The organism is Pseudoalteromonas sp. Isolate3, assembly GCF_022398505.1.
Lineage (GTDB): Bacteria > Pseudomonadota > Gammaproteobacteria > Enterobacterales > Alteromonadaceae > Pseudoalteromonas > Pseudoalteromonas apostichopi.
On the sequence record NZ_JAKEVN010000024.1, the window covers coordinates 20,654 to 40,736 of the forward strand.

Below are 20,083 nucleotides of genomic sequence, written 5' to 3' on the forward strand. Positions count from 1 at the left end.
GATCAAATGAATATTAGGCACGTCGACCTCAACCTATTGGTGTATTTAAATGTCCTCATTGATGAACAAAGTGTGTCAAAAGCCGCCAATAAACTGGCTTTGACTCAACCAGCAATGAGTAATGCCCTTAAGCGTTTACGTGATTTATTTGATGATCCATTATTAGTGAGAGCCGCTGGCACGATGACGCCGACAGCAAAAGCGCTCAGCCTTAAACCTGAAATAGAATCACTGTTAAAAATGGCCGAAGAAATTACTCAGCCAAGTGAAGTATTCGACCCTAGCACAGCTAAAATTACATTTCGGATTATGGCAAACGACTACCTAGAATCAACCCTAATTGCGCCGTTTATCACGCAGCAGCTGGAAAAAAATCCGGGACTTAACTTTGATATTTTGAGCCCAAGCGATGTTAATCTTCAAGATATGGAAAAAGGCACCATCGACCTTGCCATAAACCGCTTTAACGGCCTGCCCCGCTCATTCCACCAAGCCAGTGTTTGGCGCGATAATTACTGCTGCTTAACACACCCAGACAATCCCTACTTACAACAGCAAAATCTTGAAGGCTACCTTGCACAAGAGCACATTTGGGTGAATCGGGCAGGTTGGGGCGTAGAAGCGGCATTGACGAATAAATCAGGTAGTCAAAAACTCGGCTGGGTCGATGAGGCATTATGGCAATTAGAACAAACCCGCAATATTCGCGTATTCACCCGCCACTACATGGTGGCAAGCTTGCTGTGTCAATCACCAAAACTGATTGCCACATTACCTCGTCGACAAGCCATGTTATTAGCAAAACACACTGATTTGGTAATAAGTCCAGTACCTTTTCAAATTGTTCCTATTGAAGTGAAAATGTTATGGAGCCCTTTGTTACATCACGCAAACCCGCACCAGTGGCTTCGCAGAGAGCTACTTGCCTTTGCCAGCACCGTGGCTGATCGCTAAAAACAGCGTAATATTGATAAAATCAATATCAGTTATTGAAAACAACAATTTCATTAATAATGAGTGAAGGGCTAGAGTGAAGTTAAGCACATAAACAAAGAGAAAATGATTATGGAAACTTCAGCGCAATTCACTCAACAGGACGGCCTTTACATTAATGGTCAATTACACTCATTCATCGAGCAACAACTTTGTAAAAAAAGTAATTTACCTTGTGAAGAAATTTACCAAACATTAGCCACTATGGTTGATGAGTTTGGTTGCCAATGCCGTAAAACCAAACATCAAGATGATGATGTTTTACAAGCGGACACACTGTTAAAAGCATACAGCACAGTACGCACTCACCCGCATTGTCATGTTGATGCTCAAACAACAACTGCAGTACTCGATGAATACTGCTGCCAAGTACCAGCTATTTTAGTGGTTGCGTTAATGGACACATTAACAGGCATGACAAGCAATGAACCAGGTGCAGAACATATTTACCAACGTGCAGCACAATTAACAGGTAAACCATGTGTCTACGCAGTTAAAAGCGCCAGTGCCGCATAATATGGTTAATTATTTGAGTTACTTATTCGCGCGATGATGCTTTTTGCAAAATCACTGCAACTAAGCATCGTCGCATCGGCTACTAAATTAGCCAAATCAAACGTCATTTCATTTGCTTTAAGCGTCTCTTCTAGAGCTTTTTCTATTCTATTCGCAGCCTGATGCCAGTCCATAAAACGTAGCATCATTACCGCACTTAAAATACTGCTTGTTGGATTTGCACTGTCTTCACCGGCAATGCGATTAAATGTGCCATGAGTCGGTTCAAAAAAGGCTACTTCATTATTTAAGTTTGCCGCAGGCATAATTCCTACCCCACCGACTTGTGCTGTTAACATATCAGCTAAGTAATCGCCGTTTTGATTGGTTGTTACCACCACATCGAATTGCTCAGGAGTGAGCAGCGCTTGTTGTAACATGTTATCGGCAATGACTTCTTTGATGATTAAATCATCTTGCTCTTCACGTTTGATAACTAACCAACGACCATTGTCATGCGCTATAGCGTTAAACTCTTGCTCAGCAAGGGCAAATGCCCAGCGTTTAAAAGCGCCATCGGTAAATTTAAGTACATTACCTTTGTGCACCACAGTCAGTGATTCACTGTGCTCTTTAAGGGCAAAGTTAAGGGCATAGCGCATCAAGCGTTCTGCCGCCTCTTTCGAGCTGTTTTTAATACCAATGCCGCATTGGTTATCAAAACGTAGTCGGGTGACACCCATTTCTTGACACAGAAAATCAAGCATCCGCTCGTTGTCAATACTGCCAGCCTGCCACTCAATGCCTGAATAAACGTCTTCTGAGCTGTCGCGGATTACTGTTATTTGGGTTTTTTCAGGTTCTTTTAAAGGTGATGGTAAGTGCGGATAACTGCGAATGGGCCGCATGTTAACGAATAAATCCATCTCATGACGAAGGGCCACATTTAAAGAGCGAAAACCACCGCCGAGGGGGGTTGTTAATGGCCCTTTTATGGCAATTTTATACTGTCTAACGGCATGTAGGGTTTCTTGCGGGAACCAGTCGCCATCGTAAAGCGCAGCTGCTTTTTCGCCATTGAACACTTCCATCCAATGTATTTGTTTATCGCCTTGATAAGCCTGATTCACTGCAGCATCAACAATATCTCGCATCACCGGGCTGATATCTTGACCAACACCATCGCCTTCAATGTAAGCAATAACCGGGTTATCAGGAATATGCCATTGACCCTTACTATCGATAGTAATTTGCGCGCCATTCGAGGGTACTGAAATGTGTTGATACTGCATCATGCCTTCCCAGCAAGGTGTTTTAATAATATTAATATCAAGAAATAGCTAATTTGTCTGTGCTTACAAAGAAATAGCGGCTATTCAAGCAATTAATGCGTCACTTTAGTAAATTCACTTTCCATTGCATTGAATAATGAAAAAATGAGCTGAGTGTCCAGGGTGACCGTATCGTTTTTTAGCGCAGTATCAACGGCAACCGCTTTAACATAGAGCATTTCACATTCGAACATGTTTGCAGCGCCTTTAAGCATATGAACATTTCTGCTTAAGCCATCAATATCCATGTTTTTATATTGCTCACGCATTTCTCGATATTGTTCTTCAAGGCCCTTTATATAATCATCTTTAAGCGCCTGAAACTCTTTTTCAGGTAATTTAATATCAGCTAATTCATCACAATCTAAGTAACTGGCAATTTTATGACTAAACGCATTTCTATCAATTGGTTTGGCTATTAAATCATTAAACCCTTGCTTCATATAACGGGCAATTTCATGCTTCATGGTATTAGCTGTAAGTGCAACGATAGGAACGCTCACTCCTGTAGCTTGCATCATCTTTAATGCTTCTTGGCCGTCCATGATTGGCATTTGAATATCAAGCAAAATAAGATCAAAACTCTCTTCTAGGGTTGCTTGGACTGCGTCTTTGCCATTTTCAACGGTTGTTACAGTCAGTCCCATACGCTCTAATATTCGCGCAATTAAACGCCGGTTGTCTGGGTGGTCTTCAGCAAGTAGTACCCTACCCTTTAAGTTCTCAGGTGCATCAAGCTTACTAAACGGTGAGGTTTCAACTAGTTTGACTTCACTCATATCATTGAGCCAACGTGTATTATCTGTGGTATAAACCGACATGGTAAAAATAAATTCACTGCCAGAACCGACATTACTTTTAACACTGATATCCCCATCCAATTTTTTGGCGAGGCTTTTAGAAATATTAAGGCCAAGACCAGTGCCGCCATATTGCCTAGAAATACTTGAATCCGCTTGATAAAAGGCACTAAACAAGGCTTGTTGCTCTTTGTCTGTCATGCCGATACCGGTATCTTTTACGCTTATCGACAACTTATCGTTATGACAGCTCACCGTTAAGGATATACGCCCGACTTGAGTAAACTTAAGGGCGTTGGTTGTTAGGTTTAATAAGATTTGCCTTAATCGACTCGGATCAGTAATTAGGTAGTCTGGCAACGGGAACTGATAATCAACACTGAACTTTAAGCCCTTATCACGGATTTGCTTGCCAATAAGTGACTCAATATTGGCAATCGTGGCAAACAAGTCTGTTTCGACTAAATCTATTTCTAGCTTGTTGGCTTCAATCTTCGACATATCGAGTATATCGTTTATTAATCCAAGAACATGGCGGCTATTTTGCAATATAACGCCAATCCCATGGTTGCGCTCATGAGGCTTAATGTCCCCGAGCATAATGCCATCTGCATAGCCAATAATTGATGTCATTGGGGTGCGAATCTCATGACTGATATTCGCTAAAAAGCGACTTTTAGCTTCATTCGCATCGCGAAGCTCAGAGGCAAGCTCTTCAAGCTCCAAGGTTCTTAAATGTACTTTTTCTTCTAGATTTTTATTGAGCTCTACGTTGTCATCGTGAAGCAGCCTAAACTTATCGGCCACAGCAAACGCCAGCAACATGGCGTCCATGGCTGTGCCTATCAACCCCAATAAATATAAATTAATGGAAGTAGCTGGCAGCAAGCCTAAATTAGTTAAATTACCCACCATATTCGGTAGCATCATGGCAATGTAAGCCAGCACAAAATAGCGTGCTGGCTTAAAGCCAATGAGCATACAGCGAATACCTATGTATAAGCCTAAACATAAAGCAACACCCGTTACTAACGTTGACCAATAAAAACCAAAGCTTGGCCATAAAATACAAAACGGAATACCCAAAGTGGCAATTACACCCACCGTGAGTGATAATTGCGCCAGTTTCGGAAATGTTTCTTTGAGTTTAAGTAAGTTGTTGTAAAACAGAATATTGGTTAATGGTGTGAGGGCAAAGCCGAGCCAGTGAAGATGAGGATTATAGTAACCAAACAGCTGATCAGAAATATGGAAAAAATGGCTCCAAGCAAACACCCAAGATGCAGTAAATAATGCGTAGTAAAGGTGTGTGACATCACGGGAAACCAAGTAAATTAATAAATTATACAAACCAAGTGCAATGCCCACCCCAAAGCACAGCATCATGATCATATTTTCAACGGTTATGTTCTGAAAATAATCTTGATAAGGCGTTAATACCAGCTTTGCGGGAGTATAAAAGTAGTCACTCTCAAAATAAGTGATTAACGTGTAGTGCTTACCTTTTTCAAGAGATAAACGATTGCCATAGTGAAAAGCAAATTGGTTAGGCTCGACCCCACCGGTTACAAAGTGCTGTATCGGGGCACTTGGATCAGATATATCATAAATGCGGCTTTCTATTTTCGAAACCAAAGTGTTATACGGATAGAGGACTAAATCTTCGATATCACTTTGATTTTCAATTTCAACAATTAACCAATAGCTACCGCCGACAGAGCTTATTCGAGATTGCGGTTTTTTGCTGACTCGCCAAGCATCAATCGCAGCCACAGATTGCGGGAACATATTATCGTTCGCCATAAACACTTCACCTACATCATGGAGGTTTTGATCAGCTACAGCATCAGTGTAGACAAACGTATCTTGTGCATTAGCCGAAACACTTAATATAAACAATAACAGCAGAGTACTTAAATACAGCTTTAACCGCATTCACAAAACCCCTGTACCATTGTGGTGATGGCAACGACTAGAATTGTAGTGAAACATCAAAGCCATAGCGACGCCCTTCCCCTTTAAAGTCTTCAAGCATGCCTAGGAACGAACTTAAATCGAACTTTAACTGACTATATTCAGTATCAAATAAATTTTTGCCCCACAAAGTAAATGACCAATTATCAACATCGTATTTTAGATGCGCATTCACAATGCTAAAGCCGTCTTGGCGAGCATATGGGTTCATGTTCTGATCAAAATAAAATTCAGACTGATAATCGTAAATAATGTTTGCCGATAACGGATACGACGCCAAGCTGGTATCATATTTTAATCCCGCTGATACATTCCATTTAGAAGTAAATGGTAGTTGGTTATCGGTAATACTATTGCCAAGAGGGTCAACGTATTCTTCAAATTCAGCATGGGGGATATAACCTACTGAAAGTAGCATGGCTAATTGCTTAGTTGCTTGGTAATTAATTTCAGTTTCAAGACCATAAATAGTTGAATCAGCAACATTTTCAAGTAATTGCACAGGAGGCATTTGCGGTGTTTCTGACGCTTGGTTCATAAACACCTGTTGGTCGTTATAATCATAGTAAAACGTTGCCCAATTCATTCTTAATTGCTGGCTAGGCCAGAACGACTTCAAGCCAACTTCATGGGCATTTAAGCGCTCTTTGCCGTAGTTTGCTAACATTGCTTGTTCTTCAGATGATAAAAAGCCACCATTGTAGCCGCCACTTTTACTACCATTTGCAAAACGATAATAAAGATTGCTTGCATCTGAATAACGATAATTAATTGCAAATTGCCCGCTAAAGCCATTATCTGATTGCTCATCCGTGACGCGATAAAATGGTACAAGCACACCGTCTAAGTCGTTCACATCAAGCACCGTATTTAACGTGGCGATTGAGTCATACTCAAGTGACTCATAGTCATATCTAAGACCCGCGGTGATCATCCATTTATCTGCGACAGGCACTTCAATTTGGCTAAATACTGCCAAATTTTGCATCTCGATTTCGTTATCGTAGATAAAGGTCGCGGTTAAGTTTGTGGGTAAAATGCCACGAAAATCGCGCAAAATATCATTTAAATTATCTTGCTCAATTGTTTCATCTGCAAAATACACCCCACTGGTTAACGTGTAATCAGCAAATTCGTTAAGTAATCTGAATTCTTGGCTAATTAGATGTGTATCTAACCCTAATACTCCTTCACACAAGCGAGCTGGCGAGCCATCGCAATTAAAAGCATGGCTTCTTTCGAGATCGTTAAAGCTCGAAAGCGTTGTAAAAGTACTTTGCTCGTTTAAATGCCAATTTACTTCAGCAATAAAGCCATAGCCATCAGATTTATGAGGCGAGTCATTATTGACGCTTACCGCAAAGAAATCATCACTGCCATCATTAAAACCAAAGTTATCAAAGCAGCGTGTTGAGCCTGCATCTGCTGGTGAACACAGCTCACCCGTTAAAGGGTTGGCGACAATACCAATACTGCCAACAGGCTGGGCAATACCATCCCAGTCTTCAATATGCGCTTGCAGGTAAAGATCAACCTCATCCCACTCAGATAGAAAAGACACACGGGCATTTTTTTGCTCCATACCTGCTGTTGGTGAGTCTGTATAGATATTATTTGTTGAGTACTCGTAGTCTTGATAGTTAACAGCAATACGCATTGCACTTAAATCTGATAGTTGTTGGTTCCACATACCATCGATGCTAGTAGCGTTATTATTGGCAATGCCTAATGTCAATGAACCATAGCTATCAAACTCAGGGCGGTTTGAGCGAATCAGAATTGCACCACCGGTAGAATTGCGCCCAAACAGAGTGCCTTGTGGGCCGCGTAAAATATCGAGCTGTTCAATATCGTATAAGTTAACAATTTGATTATTGGCAGACCCCACCGCAACGCCATCAATATACATAGCGACAGGTGAAGTGTTCGCCGTATTGTAATCAAGTAACCCTACCCCTCGAATACTAACAGCAGGTGGCGTTCCTTCTGCGGCGTTTTGGGTTATTTTTACATTTGGCGCAAACAAACCAATTTCAGTTGAATCTTTAAAATGCTGAGCTTTTAAAATTTCGCCATCCACTTGGCTTACCGCTACACTCACGTCTTCAATTGCTTGCGGACGTTTTTGTGCATAAACGCTAATAACTTCCATGTCTTTTTCAATCTCAGCTCCTTGTGCAACAGCGCTTGCAATTACACATGCCGCCAAGCTGGTGCTCGACAACATCATAAACTTAGGATCTTTCAGAAAGGGACGCTTCATTAGCTTTTAGACCTTAAAAGAGGGAAACTTGTTAAATTGTTGTAATTTAGTAGTAAGTATAGACCAAACAATCAATTAAAGTCGCATATAAATCATGGAATTTCATGACTTATATGCATACTTATTTACAACTTTACTCACACTAACCTTTTTCGAATGCGTGCTCTCCGCTGATCTTAGTTGGCCAACCACATATTGCCCGCGCTGTTTGCATACCGGCCATGACCGCAGCCTCAACACAGCCTGCATTAACCCCTGTTTTTATCCAGTCGCCAGTGATGCGTAAATTGACAAACTGACTGCCATCTGTAGCAAGGCGGTATTTACTCGAATCAACCACAGATAAAACATAACGCTCACTAGGGTCTACATTAACGCGCCAATATTGCTGCTCAAGTACAGGTAAAATGCTGTGTGGATCACTATAAAAAACCTGCCAATCAAACTTGTTATCAATATAGGCTTCGGGCCAAAGTGGCCGCATATCTGCGCTAAACAAATTATGCATATTCAATTTGACTTCGGCTTTCATTTGCTCTGGGAATTGATGTGCACTGGCAGGTGGGTAGTTTTCGCAGCTAAACGCACTGCAAAAATAGGCAATGTTCACTGGCGCATTTTCACTTGGCCAATCTTCTTTATCTAGCAAATTGCCCATTGCGGCCCAAGTATCAAACGGCTCAACAAAGCCGCTTAAAATAGGCCCTTCATCAGCGGCATTAGTTTGCGTAAAGCCAAGTTGTGGATCGGTTTTATTCAACCATACTTGGCAAGCCTGGATCGCCACACTTTGCACTTTTGTTGCTTGTTGAGAAAGCGCGTAATCTACAGCTAATAGTTCAGAAGCAACGTGCTCAAGTGAGGCAACTGAGACACCTAAAATCAGTGTATCAAAATCAATACCATGGCGAAGCGTCACTGTTGGCAATGGGCTACTAAAGTGCTCTTGATAGACCTCAGGCCAATTACTCCAAAATGACTCTAAATTGATCTGATATTCTTGTAATAAATGCGCTTGTTCAGGACTGATTTGCTCATACAATGGCTCACTAGGCCAGCAAGGTAGCTTTTTTACATCAATAAGCGGTTCATAATCTTGGCCAATTAAACTCACCTGTTGGCAAAGTTTAATTTCACTTACCAGCGGCTCACCTTGGTCATTTTGTCCTGCCGATAAGTTAGTTAACTGATGAAAAAACTTAAACTTAACGCCGCGCTGCTTTAAAAGCTCATAAATTGGACCGAAAATGACATCGCCCATCCCTGCTTGCATTTTCCACATCACGCCACCTTTATAGCAAAGGCCTATTCGTAACATGGCAAGGGCGGCAACGCCGGCTTCAACATTGGGTTTATTAAAGTCTCCTTTTGGGTAAGCGAACACCAAATCATAAAAGCCACGTACTGGCGCTGAATCGACGCTGTAAGTTTTGTTAGCACCATTTTTTTCTAGCCACTGACGAAAATCGTAGCAATTAATGACGCCAAAACCGTCTCGATAGACCTGGTCTTTAATCAGTCCTGTGAGCATTGCAATAGCAAGATCGGCGCAAATATAAAGTCTACGCAACTCTGGGTTGTCCTCCAGTAAATCAATCACTTGATCTTTGAACCAACGTTTTAACTTTCTGACGATATACCAAATCACCAAGCGATCAGCTTGCTTATCGGTGTGCGTAGCCTGCTTTTCAGTGAACTGTAGCAAATGGGTTATCAATGTTCGTGGGTTCGAGGCAATTTCAGTTGCGCCTGCTTCAATATCATCAATAAACTGCTTTGTGCCATTTAAATGGGTATCAATATCTGCTTTGATTTCTTGATACATGTGCTTGAGTAACGATTGATCCCGTGATTTTTTAGTCACTAACGTAGTTTGAGCATGTTGCTGCTGACAAACATGCTCAATGCCTTCGGTCCATTTTTTTAGCCATGCTAATGTCATGGTGACAAAGTCCCACACTGTTATATCTAGGCTGCCATCAGCGGGGTTACCTGCAACGGTTGGAAAATCAATCGGCCAAGTTTGCCATTCGTTATCAATAAACTCTTGTAAGGCAATAAAGCTGTGTGGTTTAAAGGCCTGCTGCCAAGTAGCCAATGAACAACTAGCGGGTCTATTGAGTGAATTATATACACCTTCTAAGGTGCGAAAACTATTCACGTATGCGCCAAACCAAACATGTAAACCATGCTCTTCAATTCGCTGTCCGAAATGGGCGTTACGGCCACTTGCCCCTTTCCCGCCAAGACGCCAGCCTTGTTGATAGACAGTAATTTCGCGCTGGCTTTGCCAATTAACTTGCTCGGTTAAGTACACAGCCGCAGTCATCGCTGCAACACCGCCCCCGACAATAGTGATTTTTTCTTTTTCCATGGTCACCTCTATGCTGGTAACAGTTGTGTTGCGCCAAGCTGGTCAAAATCCATATTGACGTAAAAAGGTAAATGAACAACTTGCTTGCCAAGTGCGATGCCAAACATGTCATTTAAAGGAAAACTCGCAAGCGCTTTTACATCAAGACTAAAATCATTGTGTAAAAGTTTTAATTGGTGGATTTTTTTGATTAGTGATGGCGAATGAACAACGCTCTGATAAACCGCTTTTTCTCCTACACCATCAGGAAATTGTTTAAATAAAATCTGATCCATCTGCGGGTGTATAAATCCCTCTAACAATTGTTTAAGAAGTGATATGTCAATGCCTTTAATTTGCGCATCAAACAAGTCTGTTACGTGTTTAGAAAATTGCGATAAGTTATCGAGTAGGTTTTCACTAGTAATTGCATCTGTCTGCTCAATGCTTAATAGCTCATGCATTGCTAATTTAGAGTCAGGGTGAAATACATCAAAACATTCTAAAGTTATACTAAAGGGCCCCGCATCACTCACAGCTGTAGGCATTTGGTATTCACATAAGTATTTATTGTAACCCCAAGCCTCTCTGCCATTAATTAAGGCATAGATATTATTCACACTAATAAAAGCCGGATACCAATATAAGTGGCTAATATCACCATCTTGCATTTTTGCTACTGGAAGCCAGATGATAATATCTGTTTCTTGCATCCAACCATGATCTAAAAACGGCGGTGTTAACGAAGAAATTTTCTCAATATCAGTGAAGGTAAGTAAGCAATAGCTACCTAATACATTGAACGAGACTGATTCAGTAGCAAGTAGGTTTAAGGTTGCATCAACATACTGCTGCATTTTTTGCTCACACCCAGAGACAAAAAATCCATACATTTGTGCATTGATCATTCGACAAGGTGGTTTAGCAACCGGGTTAGATAAGAAGTGGCTGTAATTTGCTTGGTCCGTCATAGTCATTACTTATATTATTGTTTAGTAATGACTATAGACTAATTTTTAATCGTTGGTGACAAGTTCTAGGTTACAACTTTCTTTTAACAGTTGTTCTGTAAATTGCTGATAACCGAGCTGATTAAAATTCTCAGATAACGGATTCATAAAACCATGACCAAAGTCGGCTATTTCACAACTTACCTTAGCTTTATTTTTTAATGTTGCAATCACAGGCTCAATATCAAAATGTTCTTCACTGTGAGGAAAAATAAATCGACAAGGAACGTTAGCCTCAAGCTCAAGATGATGTCTAACTTGGGATGGGTAAAAGGCAATAATTTTTTTAATAAACGAATTTTTTAACTCTGCTTGAGCTCGCCAAGCGGCAGCTGCGCCCGCACTAAATGCAATAATCGTGGTTGGCTGACGAATAGCAGCCATCTTTACATGCACCCTTTCAAAATAATTATCGTGGCCGCAATGAGTTAGAAAATGTTGGTATTGAAACTGCTCGTTAATCGGGAGCTGAATTTCTCCCAAGTAAGGATCACAAAGACTCACTTTACCGCGAAGCTGCTGAGCAAGCAGCGATAGATGCGCTGTTTTACCGAATATATCTGATACTAAAAGGTAATTCATAAGCATACTTCTTATTATTATTTTGTGCCTAATCACAATACGCCTGTTTCTGTTAAACATCCAGAGATTATTTTTGATGTTTAAAAAATAAACCTTGCGCTTAATTGATTCTTACAGTACTCTGATTGTCTGGTTTTTAGAAACCACGCGGTTAACCCCTTACCTTGATCCAGTAATTCCCGCATATTCGTATAAATACTTGCAGCTTGTTCACTAAATGACATTTTGATGAATTTTCAAATCATCACCAAACTGTCACAAACTTAGTCGACACTGTTAGCAAGACAACAAATGTCGGTCTGTATTTTTTAAATGCCTATTAAAGCTCTACAGACACAGACAAAAGAAAAAGTGAGTTTTATTATGTCATATAAATACAACGGATCTTTGATCCAGATCGCACATCCAGTGCAATCAATCTCGGTAAATAAACAGCGTGTAATTTTTAGCGACACGCAGGGCTTAAAAAATGCCATCTTCCAAAAGGCGAGTGATGCACGCCAATTTGTGAAGTGGTTAAAAGCCAACTAAACCCTACCGATAAACGCCAGCCAACAAGCTGGCGTTTTAGTTTTCACCACCAGCCAGCATAAGCCTATATTCCTGCTACACTTATATTTTAGTTCCTAAATAGGTAGTAACTATGCGTAGTGTGTGGTCTATTTTACTATTACTTTTTTGCTTGCCAGCTTATGCAAATAAGCAACCTAAAGCCATTGAGTGGATCATGGTTGATTTTGCCCCCTACTACATCATGCATGATAAATATGAAGGCACAGGTCGTGATGAAAGTGTGATCAAATTATTAGAAAAAGCACTGCCTGAGGTTTCATTTAAACGCACTTTATTGCCAGCCAGTCGTGCTGTGCATGAACTATCAAACCCACACAATAATTACTGTATGCTGTCGTTATATCAAAACGAGCACCGTAAGCAGCATATTCAGTTTACTGAACATTCATCAACTGTAGGTTTGTCGCCGTCTATTGCAATACGTAAAGAGTTAGCCGCAAAACTTAAGCTAGACTCAACAAAACCTGTGTCACTTAAATCATTACTAGCCGAAAACCTTGCTTTAGGGGTCTCTATGAGTCGCTCTTTTGGAGCAAATATCGACAAAGTTATTAACGAAAGTCATGACGCTAATATTATCTCACGCCCCGGCAGAGACACCCTCGCAAGCTTGACTTATATGCTACAAAAAAAGCGTATTGATATATTACTTGGCTACCCAAGCGAGCATTATTACTTGGCTCACTCCATGGGCTTTGAAGATGAACTAACCCAAATCACACTTACTGAAGCACCAGCGTTAAGCATTGGCTATGTAGGCTGCACTAAAAACAAGCAAGGTGAGGTAACGGTAAAATTATTAGATCAAACACTTGAGAAAATCGCTCATACAGATGCTTTTCATGATGTGTTAGTGCGCTGGCTACCTGATAATTTGCAGCCAATTTTAGAAAAGAGATTAAAAGATAGAAACGAAAGTGCCGCTCACTAAGCGGCACTTTTATTAATTAAACATTGATAAACTTACTTACGTACGCCTTCAATAAATAAACCTATATCAACATGTGTCGAAGCAGGACCAAGGTTGTAGTCGATACCATAGTCAGCTAGTTTTAGGCTTGTTTCGCCTTCAAAGCCAACACGATAACCACCCCATGGATCTTTACCTTCACCAATTTTATCAATTTCAAAGGTAATGGTTTTAGTGACACCATTTAAGGTGAATTCACCCGTTACATCAGCTTCATCACCGTCTTCATCAAATTTGATTGAAGTACTTTTAAATGTTGCGGTTGGGTACTTATCAACATTTAAGAAATCTTTGCTACGTAAATGTTTGTCACGCTCAGCATGATTTGAGTCGATGCTTTTAGTTTCAATCGTTACATTGATTTTAGACGCATTTGGCGCTTTATCGTCATAGCTAAAATCACCTGAGAAAGTATTAAAACGACCATGTAACCAGCTGTAACCTAAGTGCTTAATTTTAAAAGTTACAAATGCGTGCGCACCGTCTGTATCAATAACGTAGTCAGCTGCATTTGCGTTAGCAGTTGAGAAAAGTGCAGCACTTAGTGCTGTGCTTAATAGTAATTTTTTCATGTTAATCATCCTTCAATGGTTTGATCATTCTAATTAAGGTTTTATCTTTATCGATAAAATGATGTTTTAGTGCCCCTAAAGCATGTAAAACAACCACAGCTATTAGCCCATACGCGGCATAAAAGTGAATTTTACCTGCAATATCTTCTTGATTCGCGACCGACTCAGGTAGTGCCGGTACAGCAAATAAATTAAATACTTCAATTGCACGGCCATCGGCCGTAGAGATTAAATAGCCAGATGTCACAATGACAATTAAAGCTAAATAAATCAGTTTATGTACTGAGTGTGCAACCCGATTCATTGCTTTCGAGCTACCTGCAACAGGCTCAGGTTGAGTATCTAACAAGCGCCAACCAAAACGAAACAACAATAATGCCGCTAAGGTAATACCCATGCTTTTATGCAAGTCCAAAGAGCCTTTGTACCAAGCGTCGTAATAGGTTAGCTCAACCATATAAACGCCTAAGCCAAATAAACCAAACACCCCAAGTGCCATTAACCAGTGCACTAAGATGGCCACCCAGCCATAACTTGACTTTGAATTCTTTAACATACTCATTTCCCATGAGAATCGTGAAACTAAATACAGATTAACCGATGGGTTAAATAATGAAAATAGCGTAAAACGAACAGCTTCTGTGCATATATGCACACACAAGGGGAAAGAGAAAAGGTGCTAGGTGCTAGCAGATGATGGAGAGCTTATTACCGCAATATTAAAATTGTATCTTCAGTAAAAAACGAATGTAGTTTCGCTAAGCTGGGCTGGTGGCTGAATTTGACCGATTAGATACTTTTTTTCGAATTAAATTTGCTACTGGCTTTTCAAAAAATTGATATGAAATAGCTGCTGCTATGACACTCAGCAGCAGAGATAGCAAGAGTTTTAGCTCAATCGAGGCGTCTAATTGGTTCACTTTTGCGATTATTGGCATATGGAGCAAGTAAAGCGAATACGATATCTTACCAATAAAATCACCAAATCGATTAGCGAGCAATACATTATTGTCTGGCACGAGGAAAACAACACAAAAGAAAACAGAGCTCATTACAAGCAGAACTTCATAACTCAACCACATTCTTACCTTATCAGCAGTATTTATGGGAGAAAATGCTGGGTACAGCAGAGGAATAAAACCAAGCGTTAATACAAACCAATGTTTTCGCAAGTAATATGGAATAGTTAATGAACGATAGTTCATGCCCAACATAACCCCGACAAAAAAGAAGGGGAATGTCCTCAATACACTAAACAGACTGTATGGAACACCATTTATATCACCATAAATACGTGGATAATTTGTAAAGAACAACAATAGCATTACAGCTAAAATTGAAAGATAAATATACCCTGTTCTATTTTTCGCCATTGCCCAAAAAAGTGTAAATATAAAATAAAAGTGTATTTCTGGCGGTATTGACCACAGAACACTTTCGCCATAAATAAACAGCAAATGGGCTAATAAGGTCTCGGTATCAGGAATGTTATAAAGAACAGAACACCCATTATTCGATAACAAGTAAGAAGCAAGAACAACCACTAAATACAGAGGAATAACTCTAGCAAAGCGAGCAGAAAAATAGCGGACAATATTATCTTTGTTAAAGCCTTTTTCTATATATAGATAAGACATCAAAAAGCCACTAAGAAGAAAGAAAAGCATCACCCCATATGCCCCTGAGCCCCCTCCTAACACACCACCAAGCCAATTAGTTATGTCGCTAAAATGAGTGAAAAAGACAATGAGCGCAGCTAAAGCACGTAGTGAGTTAAGTTTTCTAATTTCCAAAATACGTCCTTGGATAAATGTAAGAACTTATATTAATGTTTAATCGAGCTTTGAATATCTCGTGAAATTGAATAGCTATAAGATTTAACTCAGCCGATTTCAAAAGAAGTAACACCAAAAATACGATTTAATGGCAAGCTCGGACATTCGCTGGTATACATTCTGGCGGTTTCAAATGACACCTGCATGTTGTATTTCTGTGCTAAAGCGACAGCAGCTTGATTGATTTCTGGCGTATCAAGGAAAATAACGTCGGATGCACTCGCTTTAGATTTTAAAGCAAGGAACAAAGATTCGGCCAATTCTGGTGAGTCGGCAAATAAAGGGCCAATTTTAAAGCCGTTTTGGCATTTGCGAATTACGCCGTACCCTGCCAATTTCCCGTTATTCATTATGCCAAACGCGTCGCACTGGGGTTGGCTTAACCATGCTTTATTAAAGTTTGACCTATTTACAGGGAAAAATGACTGTTCGTATGCGTCAATGATTTCGAATGGCACAGCATTAAGATCAACAATGTCAGCATTTTGAGGCGAACTACCACCGCCAACTCCTGCAAAGCGAATATTGCGATAGGCCAGATTAAAACCAGACTTTTTATAGTTCTCTTGCTGCTCCACCACACCATCAAGGCCAATATTCAACCCTTCAAGGCGCTTTAACGCAGCATTCCAAATTTGCATTCCGTAACCTTTGCCACGGTAATCAGGTTTAACAATGTAAAAGCCGATAAAGCCAAATGCATCGTGGTAATTAATGGCAGAAATTGTCGCTATAGGCTCATCGCCAAGAAAACCAACAAGAAATCCTTCAGGATCAGCAGCAAAATAACACTCTGCATCATTAAGGCCTGGATTCCAGCCTTCTGCTGCAGCCCAATCAATCATGAGTTCAACTTCCTTCTTGGTCATGGTTTTGATTGTAAAGTGTTTACTCTGCATCTGCTTTCCTTAAAAAGTTGAAATACCTCTAACTCAATAGCTATTTGTATTATGATGCCACTCAAAATACATCTATTTATTAAACGCATACCTAAATCTAGCCGCTATAAAAATGTATAGTAAATTTCATAGCAGCTATATTTTACTTGCTGTTATTTCAATCCTATAAACTTCAACACCCTCAGTACCAACCTCAATCGTTGCAGGTTTATTAAGGTTTACCATTAACTTAGGTTCTTGAAATTTATTGTAAGAGCCATTTTCAAATTTATATAGTGTTGATGTCAGTGTCACAATTTGGTTGTTCAACGAAGGGGTTACATCAAATTTAAGAATGCCATCTGCAGTCACTGTTTGAATTTTGTCTTCTTCAGTTTTAACTGCGTGCGTTTTTACAAGTTGGTTATTCAAATAAAGGTTAAGGTCTAATTGCAAATTTTCTGCAGCAGAGGCTCCAAATGCCGCGAGAGATAACAGTACCATTCCTAACTTTTTCATTATATTTTCCTTAATAGTAGGCTTATACCTAGCAGCGTGGGAAAAACAACTTAGCAGGTACTGAGCCTTGGCGCAATTATTTAACACTCTCTTAGTTAAGCGCTTCATTCGTATGGAAATATCTATTTTTTGAGTGGTGAATACCTACTTGCTATGAAAGCAGGTACAGCTTTTGAAACTTAGAACTTACCGCTTAAAACGATTAGCTTGCTACTATTCGCTTTCTTCCACCAAACCAATATAAATCTGGCTATTGGCATCAACCTGAAAGCAACTGATGAGGTTTTCTTTCACTAGCTCTAACATGGCGATAAAGCTTACTACAACACCACTTCTGCCCTCTTCAATAGTAAAAAGAGTATGAAAAGGTAATTGTGATTGCGCTTCTGAGAGCTTATCTAATATTAAGCTCATGCGTTCACGGGTCGATAAAGCTTCTGCTGTAATATGATGGTGTTCAAATGTTTTAGCTCGGGCCATAACGTCGCTTAACGCAACGAGTAAGTCTTTCATGTCAACATCAGGTAACAGTACCTCACGTTCACTGAATTCTGGCACCAGAGCTTCGGCTACAAAGATATCGCGGCCTTCGCGAGGGATCTCATCAAGATTCTCCGCTGCTTTTTTAAATTGCTCATATTCTTGTAAACGTCTTACAAGCTCAGCTCTTGGATCTTCTTCCTCTTCAAGCTCTTCATGTTTTGGCAGTAATAATCGTGATTTAATTTGTGCTAATAGCGCCGCCATCACAAGGTACTCACCAGCTAGTTCAAGCTGAAATTCACTCATCATTTCAACATAACTAACATATTGCTCAGTAATACTAAATATAGAGAGCTCTAGCACATCGAGTTTATGTTTTTTGATTAAATACAGAAGTAAATCGAGAGGCCCTTCAAAGGTTTCTAAAATGATCTCTAACGCATCAGGTGGAATGTATAAGTCTTCAGGTTTGTCGACTACTGCTTTGCCATGCAAAAAAGCCAGTGGCAGCTTTTGCTGAACTGGCTCTTGTATATTATCTGGGGCATCAAGCTCTGGGCTAGTCAACGAAGTCTCTACATTTCAAATGGTTTAGTATCACCACAACCCACACGTAAGATTTCAATATCATCATCCGACAAATCAATCACTGTGGTTGCTTGTTCAGGAAGATAACCACCATGAATAATTAAATCAACTTGCTTTTCAATGCGATCGCGAATTTCATCAGGATCAGCCTCGGTATATTGCTCACCCGGTAAAATCAAGGAACACGACATTAACGGCTCCCCTAGTTCAGCCAATAAAGCGCAGGTGATTGGGTGTTCGATAACACGAATACCAATGGTTTTTTTCTTTTCGTTTAATAAACGCTTGGGTACTTCTTTTGTGCCTTTAAAGATGAACGTGTAAGGCCCCGGCGTGTTATTTTTAATTAATCTGAATAGCTGGTTATCGACGCGAGCATAAGTAGATAGCTCCGATAGGTCGCGGCAAACTAAGGTAAAATTATGGTGTTTTTCAATACCACGAATACGTTCGATGCGCTCTTTTGCTTGCTTATTACCAATGCTGCAGCCAAGTGCATAACCCGAATCGGTTGGGTATACAATAACACCACCTTGCTTAATAATATCAACCGCTTGGCTGATTAAGCGTGGTTGCGGATTATCTGGATGAATATGAAAAAACTGACTCATTACACGCTCCTATTGCCCTTCCCATGCTTGCCAAACCCCTTGGCAATCTTTTGGCAAGTATAAATTTTTACCTAACTCCAACCAACTGGTCGGAAAATGAAAATCTGACCCTTGCGACGCAAGTAAACCATATTCACGACTAAGTTCACCTAAAAACTGGCGCTCACTCGGTGCTTGTTGTGGTTGTGCTACTTCCATTGCATCGCCACCCGCGTCTTTAAATTCAATAATTAACTTACGCAGCCATTTGTTAGACATTTGATATCGCCCAGGGTGAGCGAGCACTGCAACCCCACCAGCTTGGTGAATTGCAGCAATTGCCGTTTGCATATCGCACCAACTACTTGGTACATAGCCTGTTTTTCCTCGCCCTAAGTATTTTTTAAATACGCCAGGGAAGTTTTTAGCTACGCCACGCTCTATCAGTGCACGAGCAAAATGCGCGCGTGTGATTTGTGCGTTTTCAGCGAATGTTTTTGCTTGGTCGTAAATGCCTTCAAAACCATTTTTAGCAAGGCGGCGACCTATCTCGGTGGCTCGCTCTTCACGCTTGGCTTGTTGCGCGTGTAATAATGAGAGCAGTGAATTGTTCTCATCATCAATATTTAAGCCAACAATATGAATCTCAAAGCTTTCCCATTTTGTTGATACTTCAACACCAGCAATCAATTTAAGCGGTAAATTATCATCTGCAATGACTTTGCGTGCTGGTTTTATCGCACTTAAAGTATCGTGATCGGTAATTGCAAACACATCTATGTTTTTCTCAACCGCGCGGTGTAACAATTGCTCGACTGATAGCTGACCATCTGAGTATGTGGTGTGGCTATGTAAATCGTATTTTATCAAAGGGAAAGACTGCTTTACGTAAGTTCTTGAATCAATGATGTGAGTATAACAAAAATTTAGTGCGAGGGCGTGATTATCTTTTTAAGTAAGATATATAACTGTGTGTTTTACCCTCATAAATGGGCAATTACGATGGGTAAATGCCGAACTCGTATTAATATGTAAATTAATGCTTGACAGTATCGGCTTAGGTACGCTTTACTGTAGGCACTTTCAGACACGTTAAATAAGAAATAACAATGAACAAAACAATTCAAATCACAATTTGGTGGTGGCACTCGTAACTAGCGGGTGACGAATTGTCGTGTCTAACGATTTCAAAACCCGCTCATGTAGCGGGTTTTTTTATATCTAAATTTTAAGGTTTTATAATGAATTACATAGCAACTCTTACACATCATTGG

General features: G+C 40.2%; 18 protein-coding genes. 4 read left to right on the plus strand and 14 right to left on the minus strand.

The genetic code is table 11. The annotated features are described in order from the left end of the window. The first annotated feature begins 6 nt into the window (after positions 1–6). Together L1D46_RS07390 and L1D46_RS07395 are read left to right on the plus strand one after the other, a co-directional pair. Positions 7–954, plus strand: a complete 948-nt coding sequence (locus L1D46_RS07390; RefSeq protein WP_130051757.1) for a LysR family transcriptional regulator — start codon at positions 7–9, stop codon at positions 952–954. Positions 955–1,065: 111 nt separating this feature from the next. Then, positions 1,066–1,509: a hypothetical protein gene (locus L1D46_RS07395; RefSeq protein WP_130051758.1), complete on the plus strand. Its 444-nt coding sequence runs from the start codon at positions 1,066–1,068 to the stop codon at positions 1,507–1,509. Positions 1,510–1,514: 5 nt separating this feature from the next. Here L1D46_RS07395 and icd read toward each other — a convergent pair whose 3' ends face one another. From icd to L1D46_RS07425, 6 genes are all read right to left on the minus strand, one after another. Further along, entirely contained in the window at positions 1,515–2,780 is a 1,266-nt protein-coding gene (icd, locus tag L1D46_RS07400) for an NADP-dependent isocitrate dehydrogenase (RefSeq protein WP_239977213.1), read from the minus strand. Between the two features lie 92 nt (positions 2,781–2,872). After that, positions 2,873–5,554, minus strand: coding sequence for a 7TM diverse intracellular signaling domain-containing protein (locus L1D46_RS07405; protein ID WP_239977199.1), 2,682 nt, complete (start codon positions 5,552–5,554; stop codon positions 2,873–2,875). Positions 5,555–5,591: 37 nt separating this feature from the next. After that, positions 5,592–7,856 carry a TonB-dependent receptor gene (locus L1D46_RS07410; RefSeq protein WP_239977200.1) on the minus strand — a complete coding sequence of 755 codons (2,265 nt, stop codon included), beginning with the start codon at positions 7,854–7,856 and terminating at the stop codon, positions 5,592–5,594. A gap of 142 nt (positions 7,857–7,998) precedes the next feature. Further along, entirely contained in the window at positions 7,999–10,230 is a 2,232-nt protein-coding gene (locus tag L1D46_RS07415) for an NAD(P)-binding protein (protein WP_239977202.1), read from the minus strand. Positions 10,231–10,238: 8 nt separating this feature from the next. Further along, on the minus strand, positions 10,239–11,180 hold the full coding sequence (locus L1D46_RS07420; RefSeq protein WP_239977204.1) for an acetoacetate decarboxylase family protein: 942 nt from the start codon (positions 11,178–11,180) through the stop codon (positions 10,239–10,241). Between the two features lie 45 nt (positions 11,181–11,225). Further along, the gene (locus tag L1D46_RS07425) at positions 11,226–11,801 is read right to left on the minus strand and encodes a hypothetical protein (RefSeq protein WP_239977205.1); all 576 of its coding nucleotides are present in this window, start codon (positions 11,799–11,801) and stop codon (positions 11,226–11,228) included. 363 nt (positions 11,802–12,164) lie between these two features. Between L1D46_RS07425 and L1D46_RS07430 the strand changes: the two genes are divergently transcribed. Together L1D46_RS07430 and L1D46_RS07435 are read left to right on the plus strand one after the other, a co-directional pair. Further along, a complete protein-coding gene (locus L1D46_RS07430) occupies positions 12,165–12,332 on the plus strand; it encodes a hypothetical protein (RefSeq protein WP_165381452.1) in 168 nt (55 codons plus the stop codon). Between the two features lie 112 nt (positions 12,333–12,444). Beyond that, positions 12,445–13,305, plus strand: coding sequence for a TIGR02285 family protein (locus tag L1D46_RS07435; RefSeq protein WP_239977206.1), 861 nt, complete (start codon positions 12,445–12,447; stop codon positions 13,303–13,305). A 32-nt stretch (positions 13,306–13,337) separates the two neighbouring features. Here the strand turns inward: L1D46_RS07435 and L1D46_RS07440 are convergent, their stop codons facing one another. From L1D46_RS07440 to L1D46_RS07475, 8 genes are all read right to left on the minus strand, one after another. Continuing rightward, the gene (locus L1D46_RS07440) at positions 13,338–13,916 is read right to left on the minus strand and encodes a YceI family protein (RefSeq protein ID WP_239977207.1); all 579 of its coding nucleotides are present in this window, start codon (positions 13,914–13,916) and stop codon (positions 13,338–13,340) included. A 1-nt stretch (position 13,917) separates the two neighbouring features. Next, positions 13,918–14,472 (minus strand): cytochrome b, encoded by a 555-nt coding sequence (locus L1D46_RS07445; RefSeq protein ID WP_239977208.1) that lies wholly within the window; start codon positions 14,470–14,472, stop codon positions 13,918–13,920. 202 nt (positions 14,473–14,674) lie between these two features. Then, complete coding sequence (locus L1D46_RS07450; RefSeq protein WP_239977209.1) at positions 14,675–15,709, minus strand: acyltransferase; 1,035 nt, start codon at positions 15,707–15,709, stop codon at positions 14,675–14,677. Positions 15,710–15,798: 89 nt separating this feature from the next. Then, on the minus strand, positions 15,799–16,650 hold the full coding sequence (locus L1D46_RS07455; protein WP_239977211.1) for a GNAT family N-acetyltransferase: 852 nt from the start codon (positions 16,648–16,650) through the stop codon (positions 15,799–15,801). 135 nt (positions 16,651–16,785) lie between these two features. Beyond that, complete coding sequence (locus L1D46_RS07460) at positions 16,786–17,148, minus strand: hypothetical protein (protein ID WP_239977212.1); 363 nt, start codon at positions 17,146–17,148, stop codon at positions 16,786–16,788. Positions 17,149–17,361: 213 nt separating this feature from the next. Continuing rightward, a complete protein-coding gene (locus tag L1D46_RS07465; RefSeq protein WP_167658634.1) occupies positions 17,362–18,165 on the minus strand; it encodes a ScpA family protein in 804 nt (267 codons plus the stop codon). Between the two features lie 41 nt (positions 18,166–18,206). Next, positions 18,207–18,830, minus strand: coding sequence for an L-threonylcarbamoyladenylate synthase (locus L1D46_RS07470; protein WP_167658620.1), 624 nt, complete (start codon positions 18,828–18,830; stop codon positions 18,207–18,209). Between the two features lie 9 nt (positions 18,831–18,839). After that, entirely contained in the window at positions 18,840–19,679 is an 840-nt protein-coding gene (locus L1D46_RS07475) for a PHP domain-containing protein (RefSeq protein ID WP_130051769.1), read from the minus strand. Between the last annotated feature and the right edge of the window lie 404 nt (positions 19,680–20,083).